Origin of the sequence: Amycolatopsis kentuckyensis (genome assembly GCF_002155975.1) — a bacterium.
Lineage (GTDB): Bacteria > Actinomycetota > Actinomycetes > Mycobacteriales > Pseudonocardiaceae > Amycolatopsis > Amycolatopsis kentuckyensis.
This window is the reverse complement of record NZ_MUMI01000060.1, coordinates 1-17,190: the sequence shown is the minus strand read 5'-3', so window position 1 is coordinate 17,190 and position 17,190 is coordinate 1. Positions and strand designations below refer to the sequence as shown.

Genomic DNA, 17,190 nt, shown 5'->3' with positions numbered 1-17,190 from the left:
CGCTCCGCGATGCTGAAGCGGTGCATGAGGACTTCGAGCGGTGCGTGCGGGCCGTGCAGGCGAAGGACGCCCGGTTCGACGGGTGGTTCTACTGCGCGGTGCTGACCACCCGGATCTACTGCCGGCCCAGCTGCCCGGTCGTGCCGCCCAAGCGGCAGAACATGAGCTTCTACCCGAGCGCCGCGGCCGCGCAGCAGGCCGGGTTCCGGGCCTGCAAGCGCTGCCGTCCCGACGCCAGTCCCGGCTCGCCGCTGTGGAACGAACGCGCCGACCTGGTGGCGCGGGCGATGCGGCTGATCGCGGACGGGATCGTCGACACCGAAGGCGTCCGCGGGCTCGCCGCCCGCCTCGGCTACAGCGTCCGGCAGGTCGAGCGGCAGGTGTTCGCCGAACTCGGCGCGGGCCCCCTGGCGCTGGCCCGGGCGCAGCGCGCGCAGACCGCGCGCACCCTGATCGAGACGACCACGCTGCCGATGACCGAGCTGGCCCTGGCCGCCGGGTTCGGCAGCATCCGGACGTTCAACGACACCGTCCGCGAGGTGTTCGCCCTCTCGCCGACCGAACTGCGGCAGCGCGCGAAGGGCCGGCCCACCGCGGCTCCCGGCGCGCTCGTCCTGCGGCTGCCCTACCGGAAGCCGCTGTGCCCGGACAACCTCTTCGGGCACCTCGTGGCGACCGGCGTGCCGGGTGTGGAGGAGTGGCGGGACGGCGCGTACCGCCGGACGCTGCGGCTGCCGCACGGCCACGGCGTCGTCGCGCTGCGGCCCGAAGACGGCCACATCGCCTGCCGGCTCACCCTCGCCGACCTCCGGGACCTGCCGGCCGCCACCAGCCGGTGCCGCCGGTTGCTGGACCTCGACGCCGACCCGGTCGCCGTCGACGACCAGCTCGCCACCGACCCGCTGCTCGCCCCGCTCGTCGCGGCGGCACCCGGCCGCCGGGTCCCGCGCACCGCCGACGGCGCCGAGTTCGCCGTGCGGGCGGTGCTGGGCCAGCAGGTCTCCACGGCGGCGGCCCGCACCCACGCGGCCCGGCTCGTGGTCGCGCACGGCGAGCCGGTCGACGACCCCGAAGGCGGCCTGACCCACCTGTTCCCGTCGCCGTCGGCGCTCGCTTCGCTGGACCCGGAGACCTTGGCCATGCCGCGCAGCCGCCGTCGCACGCTGCTCGGGCTGGTCTCGGCGCTGACGGACGGGCTGGACCTCAGCGCGGGCAGCGACTGGGAGGCGGCGCGGGCCGCGCTGAGCGCGTTGCCCGGCTTCGGGCCGTGGACGGTCGAGAGCATCGCGATGCGAGCCCTCGGCGACCCGGACGCCTTCCTCCCCACCGACCTCGGCATCAAGTACGCGGCGGAAACCCTCGGCCTCGGCGGCCAGGCGGCCGTCGTCGCCCGGTCCGCGGCGTGGCGCCCCTGGCGCGCCTACGCCACCCAGCACCTGTGGGCCACCGGCGACCACGCGATCAACCGGATGCCCGCGGCATGAAACCGACAGGAGAACCCATGCGCACCCACGCCGTCGTCGACAGCCCCTGCGGCCCGTTGACGCTGGTCGCCGAAGGTGACGCGCTCTGCGGCCTCTACATGGTCGACCAGCGCCACCGCCCGCACGAGCTGACCTTCGGCGCGCACGACCCGGGCGCGGAGATCTTCGACCGCGCCGAGACCGAGCTGAAGGAGTACTTCGCCGGCCAGCGGCAGGAGTTCGCGGGCACGCCGTTCCAGCAGCTGGTCTGGGCCGAGCTGCGGAAGATCCCGTACGGCACGACGATCTCCTACGGCCAGCTCGCCGACCGGCTCGGCAAACCCGCCGCGTCGCGGGCGGTCGGACTGGCCAACGGCAAGAACCCCATCGGCATCATCGTTCCGTGCCACCGGGTGGTCGGCTCGACCGGCTCGCTCACCGGCTACGGCGGCGGGCTCGAGCGCAAGCGGTACCTGCTGGACTTCGAGCAGGGCGCGCTCTTCTGATCCCAGCCCGTGGGAACGGAGGTCCACGGCCGTGTGAGATGGGCGGCATCCGCGGCGGGGCGGGGCGCCGCCGCGGGGTCCGGGATGGAAGGATCCCGGACCGTGAAGACCTTCGATGAGCTGTTCGCGGAGCTTGCCGAGCGCGCGCGTACCCGTCCCGACGGGTCCGGCACCGTTGTCGCCCTCGACGCCGGGGTGCACGCCCAGGGCAAGAAGGTGCTGGAAGAAGCCGGTGAGGTGTGGATCGCCGCCGAGCACGAGTCCGACGAGCGCCTCGCCGAGGAGATCTCCCAGCTGCTGTACCGGGTGCAGGTGCTGATGCTCGGCCGCGGCCTGTCGACCGAGGACGTCTACCGCTACCTGTGACGGGTGGTCCCCGAAGAACCCGAAGAACGAGGAGAAGAGCGAAATGCTGCGTGTTGCCGTGCCGAACAAGGGAGCCCTCGCCGCCGCGGCGACGGAGATGCTCGGCGAGGCGGGCTACCGGAAGCGGCATGAGCAGCGCGACCTGACCGTGCTCGACCCGGTCAACGAGGTCGAGTTCTTCTTCCTCCGCCCCAAGGACATCGCGATCTACGTCGGGTCCGGTGATCTCGACCTCGGCATCACCGGCCGCGACCTCGCGCTCGACTCCGGCGCCCCGGTCGAGGAGATCCAGGCGCTGGGCTTCGGCGGTTCGACGTTCCGCTACGCGGCCCCGGCCGGCCGGGACTGGAAGCCGGCGGACCTGCACGGCAAGCGGCTGGCGACGTCGTACCCGCGGCTGGTCCGCGACGACCTCGCCCGCCACGGTGTCGAGGCCGAGGTGATCCGGCTCGACGGCGCGGTGGAGATCTCGATCCAGCTCGGCGTGGCGGACGCGATCGCGGACGTCGTCGAGTCGGGCCGGTCGCTGCGGCAGAACAACCTGGTGGCCTTCGGCGACCCGATCTGCGTCTCGGAAGCCGTGCTGCTGCAGCGCCGCGGGACCGAGGAGAGCAAGGCGAAGTCGCAGCTGGCCGCGCGGCTGCGCGGGGTCGTGTTCGCGCAGCAGTACATGATGCTGGACTACGACTGCCCGCGGACCCTGGTGGAGCGCGCGATCGCGATCACGCCGGGCCTGGAGTCGCCGACGGTGGCGCCGCTCGCCGACGACGACTGGGTGGCCGTGCGCGCGATGGTGTCGCGCAAGAAGGTCAACCTCATCATGGACGAGCTGGCCGAGGTCGGCGCGAAGGCGATCCTGGCCTCCGACATCCGCTCCTGCCGCCTCTGACCCACGGCCCACCCGAACTCGTTCCCGGCGTCCGGCGCCGGGAACGAATCGGGCACCGCCGTTCAGCGTGGGCGGTGGGGCTTCTTGGGCAGCAGGTCGTAGAGGCCCTTGCGGGCGCCGTTGTCGTTGACGTTGCGGGCCACCGCGACCTCGGAGATGAAGTCCTCGAAGACGAACTCCTCGTCGGCCGGGACCACCGCCGGGGCCGCGTTCTGCTCCAGGTAGCTGTCGAGCTTGTCGGCGATCTCCCGGAAGGACAGCGCCTGCAACGTCTCCGGTGCGTACGTCGTCACCGGGACGCCGTGCGCCGCCGCCTCGTTCATCACCACACCGAGCGGCAGGTGCGACAGCATCGGGATGCCGAAGTCGTACATCTCCTGCAGCGCCGCGGCCGCGTAGTGCGAGATCGGGCGCCGGTACAGGCTCGGCACCAGGCCGAACCAGGACAGCGGCTGCCGCCCGACGGTCTGCTCGACGTACCGGACCTGGTCGGCCAGCAGCCGCAGCGCGCGGATGCTCGTCTTGTCCGGCTGGACCGGGACCAGGATGCCGTGCGAGGCCGCCAGCGCGTTGTTCGTCAGCACGTCCAGCGCCGGCGGGCAGTCGATGACGCAGTGGTCGTAGTTGGCGAACTGGATGACCCGCGCGAGCTGCCAGCCGGGGACGCGGAACGAGTCGAGCCGCCGGATCAGGTCGAACATCCCCGGCGACGTCGGCACGACGTCGAGCGCGCCACCCTTGCCGAGGTTGCTGCGCGGGTGCGGGACGACGAGCTCCTCGATCGGGCCCTTCCACGTCTTGGCCAGCGCCTTCGCCAGGCTCGGCTGGTCCGCGGGGACCTCGGACAAGCCGAGCATCTCGGTCGTCGCGTGGCCCTGCGGGTCGAGGTCGACCAGGAGCACCCGGCGGCCCCGCTCGGCCAGTGCGGCCGCGGTGCCGACGCTCAGTGAGGTCTTCCCGACCCCGCCTTTCTGGTTGACCACCGAGGTGATCTGCATGCCGGAGCGCTCCTCAAGTCGGTCGTTCCGCGAAGGTTATTGGATGCGGGCCCGTTGTGGGTGGCTATCCGCCCCCGGCCTGTCGCGGCCGGACCATCAGCGCCTGCGCGCCGGTGGCCACCGGGCCGCCGTCGTCGTGCAGGATGCTCGTCGCCGTGCCGACGCCGTGCCGCCCCACCAGCGTCACCGCGTCGAGGCCGATCCACTCGCCCTGCGGCACCCGCCGCAGGTGCACGGTCAGCTCGGAGTTGATGAACCACCACTGGCGCGGGTCGAGGTAGTTCGACACGCCGTTGCCGGAGTCGGCGACGGCGAACAGCCGCTGCAGGCCGCTCGGCTCCTCGCCGTCGACCAGCGGGACGCGCTGGCGGGCCCACACGGCCGCCGGCCCCGGGACGTCCATGCCGCCCCGCACCGCCCGCCATTCGACCGCGTCCAGGTAGCCGCCCTGCCAGCCCTCCGGCCACGGCGACTCTTCGACGCTTCCGGGGCCGGGCAGCCGCGGGCCGTCGTCGGTGGCGACCTCCGCCGTGTCCGAGGTCGCGATGCGCCACGCCGTCGCCCGCGCCACGACCCGTTCGGCGCCGGCCAGCTCGGCCTGCAGCAGCTCGACCGACCGGCCGGGCCGTTCGATCCGGGCTCGCACGGTGAGCTCGGCGACCGGTGCCGGGCCGAGGATTTCCACGGTCACCCGCGCGAGCTCCGCCGGGTGCGCGGATTCGACGTTTTCGAGGGCCCGGACGAGCAAGGCCGACGGCGGGCCGAAGTGCTGGGCGTCCGGGGTCCACGGGCCGGCCGTGTGCCCGGTCGCGGAGAACCGGCCGTCGCCGAGCGGGGCGTAGAAGGCGTCGGCCATCAGTCGGCCCGGTCCAGGGGTGTCTCGTCGCCCGCGTCGGGCTCCGGCCAGCCGGGGTATTCGGGTGGCGTGCCGCCGTACTCGGGGCAGTGCGCCTGGTGGTCGCACCAGTTGCACAGCTTGCTCTTGTTCGCCCGGAAGTCGCCGGTCCTGCCCGCCTTGAGGATGGCCTGCCAGATGGCTTCCAGGGTGCGCTCGAAGCGCAGCAGCTCGGCTTCGTCGGGCGTGTAGGCGAGCGACTGGCCGTCGGTGAGGTACATGAGTTTCAGCTGGCGCGGGACGATTCCGCGCAGCCGCCACAGCACCACGGCGTAGAACTTCATCTGGAACATCGCCTTGGCCTCGCCGATCTCGCGCGGCGCGGCGCCGGTCTTGTAGTCGACGACCCGGATCTCGCCGGTCGGCGCGACGTCGAGCCGGTCGATGTAGCCGCGCAGCAGGACGCCGGAGCCGAGCTCGATCTCGACGTGCAGCTCGCAGGCCTCCGGTTCGAGCCGTCGCGGGTCTTCCAGCTCGAAGTAGGCGTCGAGGAGCTTTTCGGCCGATCGGAGCCAGTCCGCGTGTTCTTCCGGTTTTTCGCCGTCGAACAGCTCGGTCCACTCCGGACGGTCCGCGGAGAGGTCCGTCCACGCCGGGCCGAGGAGCTCGCGCGCCTGGGCCGGGACGCGCTCGGCGGCCGGGAGGGCGAAGAGCCGCTCCAGGACCGAGTGGACGAGCGTGCCGCGCAGCTGGGCCTTGGTCGGGACCTCCGGCAGCCGGTCGACCGCGCGGAACCGGTAGAGCAGCGGGCACTGCTTGAAGTCGCTGGCCCTCGACGGCGACAGCGCGGGCCGCCGCCGCACCTCGGTGGCGACGGCGGCGGCTGGGGTGTCGGTGGTGACGGTGTCGGCGTCGGGCATGGGCAGAGCGTAACGCCGGGGTACGACAGTTCCGGCGACCGCAACGCCCGCCGCCCCGGACCGGGCCGGGCCGCCACGACCGGGCGGCCACACCGGTGGGGGCCGGATCACCCGGTACCCACACCCGGGGCTCTAGGCTCTGCGCATGGCCGCGACCAGTGAGCAGGGCACCGGGGGCACCCGGCAGGCCGTCCTCCCGGACGGCGGCCTCGTGCTGTTCCGGGTCGCCGGGGTGCCGGTGCTGCTCGCGCCGTCCTGGTGGGTCGGCTCGCTGATCGTCGTCGTGCTGTACGCGCCGCTGGTCGGGCGGCTGCTGCCGGATGCCTCCACCACGACGTCGTGGCTGCTGGCCGGGGCCTTCGCGCTGCTGCTGGGCCTGTCCGTGCTCGCCCACGAACTCGGGCACTGCCTGGTCGCCCTGCGGCTGGGGATCCCGGTGCGGCGGCTGCGCCTGTTCCTCCTCGGCGGCCTGTCCGAAGTGGCCCGCACCCCCAAGCGCCCCAGCGACGAAGGCCTGGTCGCCGCGGCCGGGCCCGCGGTGTCGCTGCTGCTCGGCGGCTTCTGCGGCCTGCTGATGTTCGCCGTCCCGCCGGACGGTGCGGTCTGGCTGCTGGTCGCCGAGTGCGCGGTGGCCAACCTCGCCGTCGGCGTCTTCAACCTGCTGCCCGGGCTGCCGCTGGACGGCGGCCGGCTGGTCCGCGCCGGTGTCTGGGCGGCCACCGGCATCCGCGCCAAGGGCACGCGCGCGGCGGTCGCCGGCGGCGCGGTCGTCGCGGCGGGGCTGCTGGTCTGGGCCCTGTGGGGCCTGGCGACCGCGAGCCCGGACCGCTGGCTGCGGCTCGGAGTCTGCGTCGTGACGGCGTGGTTCGTGATCCTCGGCGCGCGCTCCGAGCTGGCCGCCGAAGCCCGCCGCACCTGGCCCGAAGGCCTGGTCCTCGGCGAATTGGTCCGGCCGGTGCTGCAGCTGCCCGCGGAAAGCCCGGTGTCCGACGCGCTGGCCGCGTCGGCCGGCCGGGGTGTGGTCCTGGTCCGCGCCGACGGCGTGGCGGCCGGGCTCCTGGACGTGGGCGCGGCGGAGCGGCTCGCGAGCTCCTCGCCGCACGCGCCGGCCGAGTTCGCCGCCGAGCCGATCCGGGCCGAGACCGTGCTGCTGGCCTCGGAGCCGGGGGAGGACGTCGTCGAGCGGGTCCGCGAAACCGCGGCGTGGCAGTTCCTCGTCGTCGACGACGAGGGCCGCCCGGCGGGCGTGCTGCGCCGGGACGACCTGCGGGCCGCGCTGAACCGCCGTACCCGCTGAGCCCCGCGCCCGCGCGGCCTGCGAAGATCTGGCGTCGGCCAAACGGGTTACAGGAGGAAGTGTTGTCGGTCAGCGGACCGTTTCGCGCGGGTGATCGGGTGCAGTTGACCGACTCGAAGGGGCGGCACTACACCCTGACGCTGGCCGCCGGTGGTGAGTACCACACCCACCGCGGTGCCCTGGCCCACGACGACCTGATCGGCCGTCCCGAAGGCTCGGTGGTGACCTCCGCGGGCGGGTCGACCTACCTCGCGCTGCGCCCGCTGCTGCCGGACTACGTGCTCTCGATGCCCCGCGGCGCGCAGGTGATCTACCCGAAGGACGCCGCGCAGATCGTGATGTGGGGCGACATCTTCCCCGGCGCGCGCGTGCTCGAAGCGGGGGCCGGCTCCGGCGCGCTGACCTGCTCGCTGCTGCGCGCGGTCGGCCCGGCCGGTCGCGTGCACTCCTACGAGATCCGCGACGACCACGCCGAGCACGCCGAGCGCAACGTCGAGAAGTTCTTCGGCGAGAAGCCGGCCAACTGGTCGCTCACCGTGGCCGACCTGGCCTCGCACGAGGGCGAGGTCGACCGGGTCGTGCTGGACATGCTGGCGCCCTGGGACCAGCTGCCGAACGTGGCCGCCCACCTGGTGCCGGGCGGCGTGCTGACGGTCTACGTGGCGACGGTGACCCAGCTGTCGCGCGTCACGGAGTCGCTGCGCGAGCAGCAGTGCTGGACCGAGCCCGAGTCGTGGGAGACGCTGATGCGCCCGTGGCACGTGGTGGGCCTGGCGGTCCGCCCCGACCACCGGATGGTGGCGCACACGGCGTTCCTGCTCACGGCGCGCCGGCTGGCGGACGGGACCGTGTCCCCGCGGGTGTCCCGCAGGCCGTCCAAGGGCAAGGGCTGAGGGAGTGCCGCCGCGCCGGAAGGCCGGCTTCGCGGTGGCGGCGGTCGCCGTCGCCGTCCTGATCGTGCTGTGCGTGGGCTTCGCGCCGTCCTGGCTGGTCGGTCACGCACCCGGGCTCGGCGCGGCGGACCGGCTGAAGGCCGTGAACGACGTCCGCGCCACGCTGCTGCAGGCGCTCGGCGGCCTCCTGGCGCTGGCCGGGGTCGGGCTGGGTGCCGTCCTCACCTCCCGGCAGCTGCTGCTCAACCGCGAGAGCCGGTCGATCGACCTGTTCACCAAGGCGATCGACCAGCTCGGCGCGGAGCAGGAGCCCACCCGGCAGGGCGCCGTCTACGCGCTGGAACAGCTCGCGGAGCTCGATCCCCGGTACCGCGGGCACGTCCACGCGCTGCTCACGTCGTTCATCTGCACCCGGGCGCCCTGGCCGCCCGGGACCCGGCGCCGCGAAGGCGGTCCGGCCGACGACGTCGCGGCCGCGCTCGCCGCGCTGGGCCGCGGCGGGATGATCGAACCGGGCGCGGCGTCCGAGCTCGAGCGGGTGGACCTGCGGGGCGCCGACCTGACCGGCCTGGCCATCCCGCGGATCTGTTTCGCGGGGGCGAACCTGGAGGGTGCGGTGCTGCGGAACGCGCACCTCGACGGCGCGACCCTGACCGGCGCGCTCCTCCGGGACGCGGATCTGCGCGGGGCCGACCTCACCACGGCCGACCTGGCGGACGCGGACCTGACCGGGGTGCGCACCGACTCGGCCACGCGCTGGCCCGGTGGCTTCACCCCGCCCGCCTAGCCCGGCACGCACCACCGGCCGTTCTCCTTGTGCAGCGGGAAGGGCGTGTCCTTGACCCCGCCCGCCGCTTCGACGTGCACCTTCGCCGTCGCCGACTCGCCGCGCAGCTCCGGGGGCGCCATCAGCTCGGCCGTGACCGGGCCGGCCGCGTCCCACATCCGCTGGAGGCCGGCGAGGGCCTCCGCGGTCTGCGGGCGGCAGGTGAGCTTCCCGAACGCCGCCGAGTCGTGCCGGGCGATCGCGTCGACGATCGCCCGGGCCAGGACCGCGACCGCTGCCGTGTCGCCTTCGTCCGGGGCCGGAGGCACCGTCGGGCGGGTCGGCGGCGACGGCGTGGCCGAAGCCGGCGGCGGGGAGCCGGCCGGGGCCACCAGCAGCAGCCCCAGGACCACGCCCGCCCCGGCCACGCCGAGCAGGACCAGCCCGGCGGCGAACGCGCGGTTCACCGCCGCCGGGTGCTCACGAGCCGTCCGCCTTGACGTTGGACAGGCACCAGAGCCCGGATTCCTTCTGCGCCGTCATCGTGCCGACCTTGGTCTTGCTGCCGTCGGTGGCGGAGTAGCGGACCGTGGCCTTGTCGCCGGTTTCCTCCGGGGTGCCGGTCAGCTTCACCGTGACCTTCGGGATGTCGCCCGTGGTGCCCTCGTAGACGCTGCGGCAGATCGTGTCGCCGAGTGCGGTCTCGTCGCTGGCGTTGTAGGCCGAGATGGTCGAGTCGAACAGCTCCTGGGAGCTGGCCTTGCCGCCGGGCGCGGGCCCGCCCGCGGGCTTGCTGCTCTTCGACGTCGGGCTCGTCGGCGTGGTGCTCCGGGGCTTCGGGGTGGACGCCTTCGGCACCGTCGAGGGCGCGGTCGGCGCCGCCGAGCTGCTGCTCGCGGGCGGTGCGGCGGTCTGCTGGTCGTCGCGGTTCATGAGGACCACCGCGGTCACGCCGCCGCCGACGAGCACCACCGCGGCCACGGCGATGCCGACGATCAGGCCGGTTTTCTTCTTCGGGGGCGGGGGCGCTTCGCCGAAGCCGCCGTAGGAGTCGTAGCCGCCGAAGGACTGAGGCTGCTGCTGGCCCCACTGGTCCTGCTGGCCATACTGCGGGTAGCCCTGCTGGGGCTGAGGGCCGGTCTGGGGCTGGTAGCCGCCCTGCCCGTACTGCTGGGTGCCGTCGTAGCCGCCCTGCCCGTACTGCTGGGTTCCGCCGGGCTGGCCGTACTGCTGCGTGCCGTCGTACCCGCCGGGCTGCCCGTACTGCTGCGTGCCGTCGTACCCGCCGGGCTGGCCGTACTGCTGGGTCCCGCCGTAGCCGGGCTGGGGCTGGGGGCCGCTCTGGGGGTAGCCGCCCTGCTGGGGCTGGCCGTACGGCCCGGGCTGCTGGCCGTAGCCGCCCGGTTGCTGCGGCGGGTAGGTCATGAGTGGTGCCCCCTAGCGGTCTTCGGTGGCGCCCGGCCGTCGCGGCCGGTACAGCGTCGCCCGATGCTAGCCACCGGGCCGGGCCGCCGCGCGGTTAGGGCGGAACTGGTCGGAATTGCCCGGATCCCGGGCGGTGGTTGGCCGTCTCGCGGGCGGGGTACTCCCGACGTGCTTGCTTCGTCCCGGCCCGGACGAACCCGCGACACACCGGCGCCACGGCACCGAAATGGCCGCTTGCGCTGCGGGAATGTCCGTGCTGGAGGGGGTGGGCGAACCGCGACGCGCCGATCTTGTGATCCGGAAAGGCCTTTTCTTGTCGGTGATCGCCGGTACCGTGGAATGAAAAGCACTCCGAGGAGGTGCCCGATGCATCATGACCTTCCCGGAGGTCGGCGCGAGGAGGCCGACCCTTCAGCAACATCCGGAGCTGGGACGACGGCGGACGAGCAGGCTCGGCAGATCCGTTTTCTCGAGGAAGAAGTGGCGCTGCTGCGCCGCAAACTGACGGACTCGCCACGGCAGAACCGCGTTCTCGAACAGCGGCTCGCCGAGGCCTCGGAAAGGGTGAGCCAGCTCACCGAGCGCAACACGAAACTGGTCGAAACCCTGCGCGAAGCGCGAGGACAGCTCCTCGCTCTCCGCGAAGAGGTCGACAGGCTGGCCCAGCCACCGTCCGGGTACGGCGTCTTCGTCGAGGCCTACGAGGACAACACGGTGGACGTCTTCACGGCCGGCCGGAAGATGCGGGTGTCGGTTTCGCCCGCGGTCGAGATCTCGTCCCTGCGCCGCGGCCAGGCGCTGCGGCTCAACGAGGCGCTCACCGTGGTCGAGGGCGGCGGTTTCGAACGCACCGGTGAGGTGTGCGCGCTGCGTGAGGTGCTCGCCGCCGACGTCGAGGGCGGCAGCCCCCGTGCGCTGGTGGTCGGGCACGCGGACGAAGAGCGGGTGGTCCTGCTCTCCGACCTGCTGGCCGAGCAGCCGCTCAAGCCGGGCGACTCGCTGCTGGTCGACTCCAAGGCCGGCTACGCGTACGAGCGCGTGCCGAAGGCGGAGGTCGAGGACCTGGTGCTGGAGGAGGTGCCCGACGTCCGCTACGAGGACATCGGTGGCCTCACCCGGCAGATCGAGCAGATCAGGGACGCGGTCGAGCTGCCGTTCCTGCACGCCGACCTGTACCAGGAGTACCAGCTGCGGCCGCCCAAGGGTGTCCTGCTCTACGGCCCGCCGGGCTGCGGCAAGACGCTCATCGCCAAGGCGGTGGCGAACTCGCTGGCCAAGAAGGTGGCGGCGGCACGGGGCGACAACGAGGACGGGAAGTCCTACTTCCTGAACATCAAGGGTCCCGAGCTGCTCAACAAGTTCGTCGGGGAGACCGAGCGGCACATCCGCCTGATCTTCCAGCGGGCGCGGGAGAAGGCCTCCGAGGGCACCCCGGTGATCGTGTTCTTCGACGAGATGGACTCGATCTTCCGGACCCGTGGGTCGGGCGTGTCGTCCGACGTGGAGACCACGATCGTGCCGCAGCTGCTGTCGGAGATCGACGGTGTCGAAGGCCTGGAGAACGTCATCGTCATCGGCGCCTCCAACCGCGAAGACATGATCGACCCGGCGATCCTGCGGCCGGGCCGGCTCGACGTCAAGATCAAGATCGAGCGTCCGGACGCCGAAGGCGCGAAGGACATCTTCTCCAAGTACCTGGCCGAAGGCCTGCCGATCCACGCCGACGACCTCGCCGAGTTCGGCGGGGACCCGAAGGCGACGTTCGACGCGATGATCCAGCACACCGTCGAGCGGATGTACGAGGAGAGCGACGAGAACCGGTTCCTCGAGGTGACCTACGCCAACGGGGACAAGGAAGTCCTGTACTTCCGCGACTTCAACTCGGGCGCGATGATCCAGAACATCGTGGACCGGGCGAAGAAGTCGGCGATCAAGTCGGTGCTGGAGACCAAGCAGCCGGGTCTCCGCGTGCAGCACCTGCTCGACGCGATCGTCGACGAGTTCGCGGAGAACGAGGACCTGCCCAATACCACCAACCCGGACGACTGGGCCCGGATCTCCGGCAAGAAGGGCGAGCGGATCGTCTACATCCGCACGCTCGTCACCGGCAAGAACCAGGACTCGGGGCGGGCGATCGACACCGCCACGAACACCGGTCAGTACCTGTAACCCGAACACGCGGTGGGGCGGTCACTTCGGTGGCCGCCCCACCGGCGTGTCTAGCTCCGGACGAGCTCGGGTTCTCTCCTGCGCAGGCGCACCCGCCCGTGGGCGGCGAGGATCCCCAGCACGACGAGCAGCGCCCCGGCCGGCTGGTTCCAGCTCACCGGCTCACCCAGCACGAGCACGCCGAGCAGCACGCCCACCACCGGCGTCAGGTACGTCACCGCGGAGGCGTTGGCCGCGCCCCACGCCGCGATGATCCGGGTGTTCCAGGCGTACGCGATACCGGTGCCGAAGACGCCGAGGGCGACCATGCTCGCCACCACCGCCGGGTCGAGGTGCACCGGTGTCGCCGCGATCACCGGGGTCAGCAGGCCGAGGATCACCGTCGCCGACGCCGTCTGCCCGAACGCGACGACCACCGGATCCGTCCCACGGGGTGAGACGAACCGGCGCAGGTAGACGAAACACGCGCCGTAGCACGTCGTCGCGCCGAGGCAGGCGAGCTGGGCCGTCAGCTGGTGGGACACGTCGATGCCGTGCCACACCCCGACGATCGTGAGCACCCCGGCGAACCCGAGCAGCAGCCCGAGCACCCGCGGCGGCGTGAACCGCTCCTCGGGCAGCGCGGCGGCCGCCAGCAGCATCGTGACCAGCGGCGTCGTCGCGTTGAAGATGCTCGCCAGCCCGGACGAAATGTACTGTTCCGCCCACGAGAACAGCAGGAACGGAACGACGCACAGCAGCACCGACACGACCGCGAGGTGCCCCCACAGCACCGGATCACGCGGGAGCGGCCGCCGGCGCACCACCAGGAGCACGGCCAGCGCCAGCGCCCCCAGCGCGACGCGGGCGAGCGCCACCTGGCCGGGGGAGAGCCCGCCGAGCCCCACCTTGATGAACAGGAAACTCGCACCCCACACGATCGCCAGCAGCGCGAACCGCACCGTGACCCCGAACTCCGCCAGTCGCATGGCCGCAGTCAAACCGGCGGACGGGCCGCGAAGCCAGTGGTTTTCCGACGCCGTGTTGTGTATAACGACCTATACCATGGGACGGGAATGGCAGGCAGCGGTCGACTACGTCGCGGCCCGGGCCGAGGGGCCGCCGCTGCCGGAGGGGCTGGAGGTCACGATCCACTTCCATCCGGATCGGCTGGTCGGGTCGGTGCCGCTGCTGCGGCACTGGCTGACCGACGGGGTCTACCGCTCCCAGTTCGAGACGGGCACGGGCAACGGCGGCCTGACCGCGCACCCGGGCGGGGACCGGTGGCGCTGGGAGCACCGGATGTTCGGCGGTGTCTACGACGAGCTGCCGCCGTCCGCCCGCCCGAAGTACGGCTCGCTCGACCACCGCCGCCGGGCGGCCGGGGGCTCGGTGCGGTTCGGTTCGGCGCACTTCCGGCTCAAGCGCGAGGTGCTGGCCCGCACGACCTTCTGCTACCCGGACAGCTTCGCGGAGCCGGCGCACTTCGGCACGCTCGCGCACATGCCGCTGATCCCCCTCGTCGAAGCGGACGCGCCCGACGAACTCGACGACTACATCGAAGCCCACGTCCACGGCCCGCTCCGGCTGCCGGGCGACGTCGCGGCCCTGGTGCTGGACCCCTCCTTCCGGGGCACCGACGTCGAAGCGGCGGCCGCGGAGTTCCGCTTCCCGACCTTCTGGCACCACGGGTTCCGGCTCTCCGTGACGACGCTCGCCGAGCACGCGGACTACCGCGGCGAGGACGCCGTGCGGGCCGGCGAAGACATCGCCGAGGACGGGTGGCTGGACGCCCGCGTCATCGGGGACGCCGTCCGCGCCGGCCGGCACGACCCCCAGGTGCTCAAGCGGGTGTGGCACTGCACCGCGCGGTTCGGCCTACGCGGGTAGCAGCGCCTCGGCCAGCCGGCGCCAGTGCGGCATGGCCGAGGTGCCCGGCTCGACGCCGATGACCTGGACGCCGACGTGGTCGGCGCCCGCGTCGAGGTGCGCCTGCAGCTTCGCCGTGATCGTCTCGAGGTCGCCCCAGAACACGAGGTCGTCGACGAGCCGGTCGCCGGCACCGTCGATCTCTTCTGGCGAATAGCCGAGCCGGAGGAACTTCGCGATGTTGTACGGCGTGGTGAGGTACGGGTGCAGGTGCTTGCGGGCGATCTCGCGCGCCTGGGCCGCGTCCGTCTCGAACAGCACCGCGTGCTCGACGCCGAGGAACGGTTCCGCTCCGAGGATTTCCCGCGCCTGGGCCGTGTGCTCCGGCGTCACGTGGTAGGTGTGCGCGCCCGCCGACCGGTCGCGGGCCAGCTCCAGCATCTTCGGGCCGTACGCCGCGAGCAGCCGTCGCATCGGTGAGGAGGGTGCCGGGGCGACCTTCGGGGCGGCGTCCAGGGCGTCGAGGTAGTCGTTCATCGCCCGGAGCGGCTTCGCGCCGGGCTTTCCGGCGCCGAACCCCAGGCCCAGCAGGTGGCGGTCCGGGTAGGCGTCGGCCAGCAGCAGGGCCGCTGCGTGGGTCCACCGGGCCTCGCGGGACCAGATCTGCGCGATGCCGTTGACGACGGTGAGGCGTTCGGTGGCGGAGAGCAGGAATCCGGCGTGCGTCAGGGCCTCCCGTCCCTCGGTCTCCGGGATCCAGATCGCCGGCCAGCCGAGTTCTTCCAGCTCCTGCACCGAGTCCCGGATCAGGGCGGCCGGCTGGCCCTCGAAGTCGAACGTCCAGATCCCGTAGCGGCCGAGCCGCATGTTCTCGATCATACCCATAAATCGAAGTATCGCAGATTTTCGATATGAAGGGGTGGCGGGGGTGGCTGTGCCGGGGGAGGGGCTGGTCAGAGGGTGTGGCCGAGGGTGGCGACGAGCTCGGCGATCCGGGCTTCGTCCCGCTTGTAGTGCGTCCACTTGCCGACGCGCGTCGCCCGGACCAGCCCGGCGCGCTGCAGCTCGGCCATGTACGCCGAGACCGTCGACTGTGCGAGCCCGGTCTTCTCCTGGATGTGCGTCACGCACACGCCGACCTCGACCGGATCGGCGATCGCCCGCTCGACCGGGAAGTGCCGCACCGGCTCCCGCAGCCACCGCAGCACCTGCAGCCGCACCGGGTTCGCGAGCGCCTTGAACACGTCGAGCAGCTGCTCGACGTCGGATCCGGGTTCGGTGTGTGTGGTCATGAGCTTCGAGATCAGCATAACCGCTCCCGGCGTGTACACCCCGGCGCCGCGCGTATAACGACCTATACTCGTGGTCGTGACCGAAGAAACCCGGCCCCGCGCACCGATCACCGAAGCCGACGTCCTGGCCTGGCTGGAGACGACGGCCGCCGCCGTCGAAGCGGGGGAGGTGGGCGCCCAGGAACTCATCGACCTGCTCGGCGAGCTGCGCCGCGCGTCCGCGGCCTGCGCCGACGCCTCGGACTGGCTGCTGCTCGCGGCCCGCGAAGGCGGCGCGAGCCTGCGTCAGATCGCGCCCGTCTTCGGCAAGGGCTACGTGCGGGCCCCGGCGGCGCGCCTCGAGAAGCTGCACCGCCAGGCGCAGACCGCGGGTCAGTGGCTGGCCATCCTGCGGCACAAGCAGACGGCATGAGCGTGGACCGCATCGCGCTCGGCCTGGCGGCACTGGGCCGCCCCGCGTACATCAACCTGGGCAGCGAAGGGGCGTTGCCGCCGGTGCGGGACGTCGCTTCGATGCGCGCGGCGACGTTCGCGGTGCTCGACGACGCGTACGCCGCGGGCATCCGGCACGTCGACGTCGCCCGCTCCTACGGGCGCTCCGAGGAGTTCCTGGCCGGCTGGCTCGCCGAGCGCGGCCACCGGGGGATCGAGATCTCCAGCAAGTGGGGCTACTCCTACGTCGGGGAGTGGCGGCTCGACGCCGACGTCCACGAGGTGAAGGAGCACTCGGCGGCGCGGTTCGCGGCCCAGTGGCCGGAAACCCTGGCGCTGCTGGGGGATCGGGTCGGGCTCTACCAGGTCCATTCGCTCACTGTGGACAGTCCGCTGTTCACCGACGAGCCGTTGCTCGAAGCGCTCGCGGAGCTGTCCGCGAACGGGGTCGCGGTCGGGTTTTCGACGTCCGGGCCGGCTCAGGCGGCCGCGATCGAGCGGGCGTTCGCGCTGGAAGTGGCCGGGCGGCCGGTGTTTTCGGCGGTGCAGTCGACGTGGAACGTCCTGGAACCGTCCGCGGGGCCGGCCCTGGCCGCCGCGCACGCGGCCGGGAACCGGGTGCTGGTCAAGGAAACCCTGGCCAACGGCAGGCTGGCGGTGGAAGCGCCGGCCGCGGTGCGCGAGATCGCGGCCGCGCACGGGACCGGGCCGGACGCGGTCGCGGTGGCCGCGGTGCTGGCCAACGACTGGGTGGACCGGGTGGTCATCGGCCCGGCGAGCCCGGCGCAGCTGGCGGCGAACCTGCGGGGTGCCCAGCTCTCGCCGAGCGCGGAAGAGGAGGCAGCACTCGGGGCCCTGGCGGAGGATCCGGAGCAGTACTGGCGACACCGGTCCTCGTTGCGGTGGGACTGAGGCGCTGCACTACTCTGCGCAAGCACGAGAACCGGATGACAGGAGCCGCGGTGCGTCATCGGCAGGCGATCGCGTTGGCCGCGGTCGCGTTGGTCGGCCTCACGGGCTGCGAAGGGCCGGACCCGAACAACCTCGAGACGTACTACGACGATCCGGTGACCACGTCGGCGCCGGCGCCG

19 protein-coding genes are annotated in these 17,190 nt (G+C 72.6%); 11 read left to right on the top strand and 8 right to left on the bottom strand.

Going from position 1 to position 17,190, the window contains the following annotated elements; genetic code table 11:
- The first annotated feature begins 20 nt into the window (after positions 1-20).
- The 4 genes from CCN39_RS06205 (at position 21) to hisG (ending at position 3,224) form a co-directional block, all read left to right on the top strand.
- Positions 21-1,484, top strand: a complete 1,464-nt coding sequence (locus CCN39_RS06205; protein ID WP_086839235.1) for an AlkA N-terminal domain-containing protein — start codon at positions 21-23, stop codon at positions 1,482-1,484.
- 17 nt (positions 1,485-1,501) lie between these two features.
- On the top strand, positions 1,502-1,969 hold the full coding sequence (locus tag CCN39_RS06200; protein ID WP_086839233.1) for a methylated-DNA--[protein]-cysteine S-methyltransferase: 468 nt from the start codon (positions 1,502-1,504) through the stop codon (positions 1,967-1,969).
- Positions 1,970-2,071: 102 nt separating this feature from the next.
- Complete coding sequence (locus CCN39_RS06195) at positions 2,072-2,335, top strand: phosphoribosyl-ATP diphosphatase (RefSeq protein WP_013226745.1); 264 nt, start codon at positions 2,072-2,074, stop codon at positions 2,333-2,335.
- A 43-nt stretch (positions 2,336-2,378) separates the two neighbouring features.
- Positions 2,379-3,224, top strand: coding sequence for an ATP phosphoribosyltransferase (gene hisG / locus CCN39_RS06190; protein WP_086839231.1), 846 nt, complete (start codon positions 2,379-2,381; stop codon positions 3,222-3,224).
- Positions 3,225-3,286: 62 nt separating this feature from the next.
- On the opposite strand, the gene CCN39_RS06185 is transcribed toward hisG, so the two are convergent.
- From CCN39_RS06185 to CCN39_RS06175, 3 genes are all read right to left on the bottom strand, one after another.
- Complete coding sequence (locus tag CCN39_RS06185; RefSeq protein ID WP_086839229.1) at positions 3,287-4,222, bottom strand: ParA family protein; 936 nt, start codon at positions 4,220-4,222, stop codon at positions 3,287-3,289.
- 64 nt (positions 4,223-4,286) lie between these two features.
- Entirely contained in the window at positions 4,287-5,078 is a 792-nt protein-coding gene (locus tag CCN39_RS06180; RefSeq protein WP_086839227.1) for a thioesterase family protein, read from the bottom strand.
- On the bottom strand, positions 5,078-5,977 hold the full coding sequence (locus CCN39_RS06175; RefSeq protein WP_086839225.1) for a RecB family exonuclease: 900 nt from the start codon (positions 5,975-5,977) through the stop codon (positions 5,078-5,080). The genes CCN39_RS06180 and CCN39_RS06175 overlap by 1 nt, the downstream gene beginning before the upstream one ends.
- Before the next feature lie 145 nt (positions 5,978-6,122).
- On the opposite strand from CCN39_RS06175, the gene CCN39_RS06170 reads away from it, so the two are divergent.
- The 3 genes from CCN39_RS06170 (at position 6,123) to CCN39_RS06160 (ending at position 8,954) form a co-directional block, all read left to right on the top strand.
- Positions 6,123-7,274, top strand: coding sequence for a M50 family metallopeptidase (locus CCN39_RS06170; protein ID WP_086839223.1), 1,152 nt, complete (start codon positions 6,123-6,125; stop codon positions 7,272-7,274).
- Between the two features lie 62 nt (positions 7,275-7,336).
- Entirely contained in the window at positions 7,337-8,167 is an 831-nt protein-coding gene (locus CCN39_RS06165; RefSeq protein ID WP_086839221.1) for a tRNA (adenine-N1)-methyltransferase, read from the top strand.
- Between the two features lie 4 nt (positions 8,168-8,171).
- Complete coding sequence (locus CCN39_RS06160) at positions 8,172-8,954, top strand: pentapeptide repeat-containing protein (protein ID WP_086839219.1); 783 nt, start codon at positions 8,172-8,174, stop codon at positions 8,952-8,954.
- Here the strand turns inward: CCN39_RS06160 and CCN39_RS06155 are convergent.
- A complete protein-coding gene (locus tag CCN39_RS06155; RefSeq protein WP_086839217.1) occupies positions 8,951-9,400 on the bottom strand; it encodes a hypothetical protein in 450 nt (149 codons plus the stop codon). The two genes, CCN39_RS06160 and CCN39_RS06155, sit on opposite strands and share 4 nt — an antisense overlap.
- A gap of 13 nt (positions 9,401-9,413) precedes the next feature.
- Complete coding sequence (locus tag CCN39_RS06150; RefSeq protein ID WP_086839215.1) at positions 9,414-10,358, bottom strand: flagellar basal body-associated FliL family protein; 945 nt, start codon at positions 10,356-10,358, stop codon at positions 9,414-9,416.
- Positions 10,359-10,724: 366 nt separating this feature from the next.
- Between CCN39_RS06150 and arc the strand changes: the two genes are divergently transcribed.
- Positions 10,725-12,527, top strand: a complete 1,803-nt coding sequence (arc, locus tag CCN39_RS06145; RefSeq protein ID WP_086839213.1) for a proteasome ATPase — start codon at positions 10,725-10,727, stop codon at positions 12,525-12,527.
- Between the two features lie 50 nt (positions 12,528-12,577).
- Here arc and CCN39_RS06140 read toward each other — a convergent pair whose 3' ends face one another.
- The gene (locus CCN39_RS06140) at positions 12,578-13,495 is read right to left on the bottom strand and encodes a DMT family transporter (protein WP_086839211.1); all 918 of its coding nucleotides are present in this window, start codon (positions 13,493-13,495) and stop codon (positions 12,578-12,580) included.
- Between the two features lie 76 nt (positions 13,496-13,571).
- On the opposite strand from CCN39_RS06140, the gene CCN39_RS06135 reads away from it, so the two are divergent.
- Positions 13,572-14,396 (top strand): DUF3626 domain-containing protein, encoded by an 825-nt coding sequence (locus tag CCN39_RS06135; RefSeq protein WP_086839209.1) that lies wholly within the window; start codon positions 13,572-13,574, stop codon positions 14,394-14,396.
- Here the strand turns inward: CCN39_RS06135 and CCN39_RS06130 are convergent.
- Complete coding sequence (locus CCN39_RS06130) at positions 14,385-15,260, bottom strand: TIGR03620 family F420-dependent LLM class oxidoreductase (protein WP_434781086.1); 876 nt, start codon at positions 15,258-15,260, stop codon at positions 14,385-14,387. The two genes, CCN39_RS06135 and CCN39_RS06130, sit on opposite strands and share 12 nt — an antisense overlap.
- Positions 15,261-15,328: 68 nt before the next feature.
- Positions 15,329-15,667 (bottom strand): ArsR/SmtB family transcription factor, encoded by a 339-nt coding sequence (locus CCN39_RS06125; RefSeq protein WP_086839280.1) that lies wholly within the window; start codon positions 15,665-15,667, stop codon positions 15,329-15,331.
- A 76-nt stretch (positions 15,668-15,743) separates the two neighbouring features.
- On the opposite strand from CCN39_RS06125, the gene CCN39_RS06120 reads away from it, so the two are divergent.
- Positions 15,744-16,079, top strand: a complete 336-nt coding sequence (locus tag CCN39_RS06120; protein WP_086839277.1) for a hypothetical protein — start codon at positions 15,744-15,746, stop codon at positions 16,077-16,079.
- Positions 16,076-17,011 carry an aldo/keto reductase gene (locus CCN39_RS06115; RefSeq protein WP_086839208.1) on the top strand — a complete coding sequence of 312 codons (936 nt, stop codon included), beginning with the start codon at positions 16,076-16,078 and terminating at the stop codon, positions 17,009-17,011. The genes CCN39_RS06120 and CCN39_RS06115 overlap by 4 nt, the downstream gene beginning before the upstream one ends.
- Positions 17,012-17,190 lie beyond the last annotated feature (179 nt).

Bases quoted from the DNA above. Each gene is read 5' to 3' on its own strand.
- CCN39_RS06125 (WP_086839280.1), bottom strand. From the start codon at position 15,667: ATGACCACACACACCGAACCCGGATCCGACGTCGAGCAGCTGCTCGAC.
- CCN39_RS06180 (WP_086839227.1), bottom strand. From the start codon at position 5,078: ATGGCCGACGCCTTCTACGCCCCGCTCGGCGACGGCCGGTTCTCCGCG.
- CCN39_RS06175 (WP_086839225.1), bottom strand. From the start codon at position 5,977: ATGCCCGACGCCGACACCGTCACCACCGACACCCCAGCCGCCGCCGTC.
- CCN39_RS06115 (WP_086839208.1), top strand. From the start codon at position 16,076: ATGAGCGTGGACCGCATCGCGCTCGGCCTGGCGGCACTGGGCCGCCCC.
- CCN39_RS06170 (WP_086839223.1), top strand. From the start codon at position 6,123: ATGGCCGCGACCAGTGAGCAGGGCACCGGGGGCACCCGGCAGGCCGTC.
- CCN39_RS06185 (WP_086839229.1), bottom strand. From the start codon at position 4,222: ATGCAGATCACCTCGGTGGTCAACCAGAAAGGCGGGGTCGGGAAGACC.
- CCN39_RS06135 (WP_086839209.1), top strand. From the start codon at position 13,572: ATGGGACGGGAATGGCAGGCAGCGGTCGACTACGTCGCGGCCCGGGCC.
- CCN39_RS06150 (WP_086839215.1), bottom strand. From the start codon at position 10,358: ATGACCTACCCGCCGCAGCAACCGGGCGGCTACGGCCAGCAGCCCGGG.
- hisG (WP_086839231.1), top strand. From the start codon at position 2,379: ATGCTGCGTGTTGCCGTGCCGAACAAGGGAGCCCTCGCCGCCGCGGCG.
- arc (WP_086839213.1), top strand. From the start codon at position 10,725: ATGCATCATGACCTTCCCGGAGGTCGGCGCGAGGAGGCCGACCCTTCA.
- CCN39_RS06200 (WP_086839233.1), top strand. From the start codon at position 1,502: ATGCGCACCCACGCCGTCGTCGACAGCCCCTGCGGCCCGTTGACGCTG.
- CCN39_RS06130 (WP_434781086.1), bottom strand. From the start codon at position 15,260: ATGGGTATGATCGAGAACATGCGGCTCGGCCGCTACGGGATCTGGACG.
- CCN39_RS06140 (WP_086839211.1), bottom strand. From the start codon at position 13,495: ATGCGACTGGCGGAGTTCGGGGTCACGGTGCGGTTCGCGCTGCTGGCG.